Below are 3,700 nucleotides of genomic sequence, written 5' to 3' on the forward strand. Positions count from 1 at the left end.
GACCGGAACATCGCGCTAGGACTGATCTCCCTCGGCCGGAGCTCGAGGAGTCGACGGCCAATGTCAGCCACAGTGCGCGTCCGTGAGCGTCGAGCACGCCCTGGGCGCGGCAGAGGATGCACCCGCGACTTCTGGCTATGCGGCAGCGAAATCGGCATACGCTGTGCATGTAGCCGACCGAAGGATTCGCCGTGTCTGCCCACAACGAGCACTCCTCTCAGGAGCACATTCCCGGCCCGGATGAGCCGACCGTCCCGAAGCTCGAGGCCGACGAGACTATTGCGCCACGTCCTGAGGAAGAGATCGCCGACGTGCTGCGGGCTGAACCAGACGTCGTTGACCACAGCCAGCAGGGGGCCGGATAAGTAGCCTTCGGACGGCGCCTAGCAGGAGCATCACTCGCGGCCATCATTCCCACCAGAGCCGGTCTGCCGCGAGCCACTTCTCAAAGTCTCCTTCCGGCCACGCCTTGCCGTCGTCAAGGCCATCCCTTCTCAGACCGCCTGGCGCGTCGACGATCACGCAGTGCTGCTCACCGTAGGCAAGAGCCTGGTACTTCATCGGCACGCTGACGAGCCACCGGCCGTCGTCGCGTTGCGCGACGCGGGCGTCTTCCGTCTTTGCCTCAATCGTTCCCGTCTCCGCGTCGCCGATGCACTTCTGCACAAGCGCGTCACGTTGCGCCGGGTCCATCTGTGAGTCGCTCTCCGAGGTGGGAGTCGGAACGTGAGCCGCGTGCCCCACGCACGCCGTCAACATGAAAGCGATCGCTGAGACGATCGCGATTCCACTGACGATCCGGGCGCCACGCACCCGAACGTCACGTGTCCATGCTGTGCGGCTCATGAATCCACATCCTGCCATCACCGCCATCACCATCGCCCCGCTCTGGCTAAGTGGAGCACCGTGACCTCCTTGAGGCCGGCGCGGGGAGAGGAATGCCAAGCTGAGCAAATGGATCTCTCGCTCATCCGTGCTGCGGAACAGGAACTCCTGACTCCTGCCGTACGTCGTAACTCGCGTCGGGTTTACGAACTCCTTCACCCCGAGTTCATCGAGATCGGCCGTTCAGGACGCCGATGGACGCGCAACGAGATCGTTGCTGCCCTCGCGGATGAGACCGATCGCGGCGACCCGACGACGGATGAATGGCAGTTCTCGGCGCTGGCGCCGAACCTCACACTCGTGACGTATCTCATCCGCGGCGCGGGCGGCGATAGCCGGCACTCATCCGTGTGGGAGACGACGGATGGCCGTCTCCAACTGCGCTTCCACCAAGGGACACCCGTCACCGACCGGTGAGCGCTTCGGCGTACGACAGCCCGAAGCGCATTCCTGGGAATGAAAAACCAGAGGCCGAGGTTGTATCTTTACTCGGCTCATTCGGGCTGCAGGAGGGGATCGTGGGCAAGAACTACGTCGACATCGAGAACGACCGCGGCGAGACGCTGCGCTACCGCAAGCACGCGAACGGTCGGGGTTTGATCGCGCACGGCGCGAAGGTGCATCCGGACGCGCTCGTCGAGGCCGGAGCGTATGTGGAACCCGGCGTTCAGGTCGCGGCGGGTGCCCGCATCGGCCGCGGCGCGTGGATCGAGCCCGACGCCGTGATCGGCCCTGAGGCGCACATCGATGCGCACGCCCACATCGGCTCGGGCGCCGCGATCGGCCCCCGCGCGCACATCGGCGTGCGGACGCACGTCGGTACGGGCGCCCGCGTCCCCGGGGGTGCGCTGATCGGCGACGACGAGATCATCCCCGATGGCGAGAACGTCATGACCGACCGCCGGGGCCTGCGCCTGGCCGCGTAGCGGCCCGAAGACGCATGGCGCGTAGCGGGCCGGGAGACGCACGCCTCGACGACGCGCGCCGTCCGACCCGTCGGCGGCCCGCGCTAGTCTGCGTCCGTGGGGCGCAGGCGACGACAGAGCTGGGGATCGGTGTTCGTCGTGCTCGCGGTCGCGGGCGGCCTCCTGTGGCTGGCGGCACGACCGGAGGCCGCGGGGATGCTGTCCGCCATCACCGGCGAGGACGCACCGCCCGCGCCCGATGTCGCGGTCACCGAGATCACATCCATTCCGGCGCGCCCCGCCGACGCGTTCCCTATGACCGTGCGCCACGTGTTCGACGGCGACACGGTGGAGCTGCAGCACTCCGCGCCGAACGACGTCGTCACCACCACCGCACCGATCCGCGTGCGGCTCATCGGCATCGACACCCCGGAGGGCACGCCGACCGTGGAGTGCTGGGCCGACGAGGCCCGATCGCATCTCGCGGCGCTGGCGCCCGAGGGCGCGACGGTCTGGGTGGGGCTCGATCGGGAGACCTGGGATCACTACGAACGCCGGCTCTTCTACCTCTGGGCGGATGACGGCCGCTTCGTGAACTACGAACTCGTCGCCGCAGGCGATGCCGAAGCGCTCCGCGTGTGGCCGAACGAGGCCCACTACCCGCTGTTCGTGTCGGCACAGGCGGCCGCCCAAGCCGCGGGCGCGGGCCAGTGGTCCGCCTGCTGACGGGACGGCGCTACGCGAAGCGACACAGGCTCAGGAGCGAAACAGGCTCACGCGAACGCGAACAGCACGAAGCCGATCAGCGGCAGCGTACCCTGCGTCAGCGCCGCCCGCCCATAGCCCTTGCCCGAGGTGAGAAGCACGAGCGATGCGGCGACCATCGAACCCAGGCTGAAGAGCACGAGGGTCTTGCCGGCCGCGGCGCCCGCGCCATCCCCGCCGGCCCAGAAGAGCACGATGCCGATCGTCGTGCCGATCGCGAGGAACAGGTTGTAGAAGCCCTGGTTGTACGCGAGCGGCTTCGTGATGTCGGCGGAGGCCTGGTCGGCCACCCCGAAGCGCTTCCAGATCTTCGGCTGCGTCCACTGCACGCTCTCCATCACGAAGATGTAGACGTGCAGCAGGGCGGCGAGCGCCGCGAAGACGGTGGCGAGGATGGCGATCATGAGCCGACCATACCGGCCGCACTACGCTTGCGGAATGACGAAGGGACGGCCCGCGAAGCGCGCGAAGGGGCGATCGGATGCCGCGGCCCGGCGTCCCGCATCCGCCCGATCAGCCTCCCCCGCGACCAAGCCGAAGAAGGCGCCGAAGCCGCAACCGGCCCCCGCGCCGTCGTACGAGGAGCCCCGGACGTTCCGGCTGGGCGCCATCCCCGGTGCCACGCCCGGCAAGTGGATCGATGCCTGGAAGGAGCGGATGCCGCACGTGCCGCTCGAGCTCGTGCCGGTCGCCGTCGCAGAGCAGCGCGGGGCCCTCGCCGAGGTCGACGCGTCGCTGGTGCGGCTCCCGATCGACCCGGAGGGACTCAGCACCATCCCCCTCTACGACGAGGTGACCGTCGTGGTCGTCTCTCTCGATTCGGCGCTCACGGTCGCCGACGAGCTGGACCCGGACGACCTCGCGGGCGAGGTCGTGATCGTCCCCCGTCACGACGCGCTCGGCGATCTCGGCATCCCGGGAACTCTCGCCCCTGCCTTCGCTCCCCCCGCCGACACCGCCGAAGCGATCGAGACGGTGGCGGCGGGAGTCGGGGTCGTGATCGTCCCGATGTCGCTCGCGCGCCTCCACCATCGCAAAGACGTCACGTTCCGCCCGCTCCGCGGAGCACCCGCCTCGACCGTGGCGCTCGCGTGGGAATCGCACCGCACAACGGCCGATGTGGAGACATTCGTCGGCATCGTCCG

General features: G+C 68.6%; 7 protein-coding genes. 5 read left to right on the plus strand and 2 right to left on the minus strand.

Annotation, left to right across the window (positions count from 1 at the left end; all coding sequences use genetic code 11):
• Window positions 1-191 precede the first annotated feature (191 nt).
• Complete coding sequence (locus tag VNT50_RS08610) at window positions 192-365, plus strand: hypothetical protein (protein ID WP_325484701.1); 174 nt, start codon at window positions 192-194, stop codon at window positions 363-365.
• A gap of 43 nt (window positions 366-408) precedes the next feature.
• On the opposite strand, the gene VNT50_RS08615 is transcribed toward VNT50_RS08610, so the two are convergent.
• Entirely contained in the window at window positions 409-846 is a 438-nt protein-coding gene (locus VNT50_RS08615; protein WP_325484702.1) for a hypothetical protein, read from the minus strand.
• Window positions 847-954: 108 nt separating this feature from the next.
• Between VNT50_RS08615 and VNT50_RS08620 the strand changes: the two genes are divergently transcribed.
• The 3 genes from VNT50_RS08620 to VNT50_RS08630 all read left to right on the plus strand — a co-directional run bounded on the left by VNT50_RS08620 (window position 955) and on the right by VNT50_RS08630 (window position 2,516).
• Window positions 955-1,302 (plus strand): nuclear transport factor 2 family protein, encoded by a 348-nt coding sequence (locus VNT50_RS08620; RefSeq protein WP_325484703.1) that lies wholly within the window; start codon window positions 955-957, stop codon window positions 1,300-1,302.
• 101 nt (window positions 1,303-1,403) lie between these two features.
• Window positions 1,404-1,811 (plus strand): transferase, encoded by a 408-nt coding sequence (locus VNT50_RS08625; protein WP_325484704.1) that lies wholly within the window; start codon window positions 1,404-1,406, stop codon window positions 1,809-1,811.
• Between the two features lie 96 nt (window positions 1,812-1,907).
• The gene (locus VNT50_RS08630; RefSeq protein ID WP_325484705.1) at window positions 1,908-2,516 is read left to right on the plus strand and encodes a thermonuclease family protein; all 609 of its coding nucleotides are present in this window, start codon (window positions 1,908-1,910) and stop codon (window positions 2,514-2,516) included.
• A gap of 47 nt (window positions 2,517-2,563) precedes the next feature.
• Here VNT50_RS08630 and VNT50_RS08635 read toward each other — a convergent pair whose 3' ends face one another.
• Window positions 2,564-2,959, minus strand: a complete 396-nt coding sequence (locus tag VNT50_RS08635) for a DUF1304 domain-containing protein (protein ID WP_325484706.1) — start codon at window positions 2,957-2,959, stop codon at window positions 2,564-2,566.
• A gap of 34 nt (window positions 2,960-2,993) precedes the next feature.
• Between VNT50_RS08635 and VNT50_RS08640 the strand changes: the two genes are divergently transcribed.
• The coding region (locus VNT50_RS08640; RefSeq protein WP_325484707.1) for a LysR substrate-binding domain-containing protein at window positions 2,994-3,700 on the plus strand (707 nt) is incomplete at its 3' end.

Source organism: Microbacterium sp. (genome assembly GCF_035554235.1).
In the GTDB taxonomy this organism is placed as follows: Bacteria; Actinomycetota; Actinomycetes; order Actinomycetales; family Microbacteriaceae; genus Microbacterium.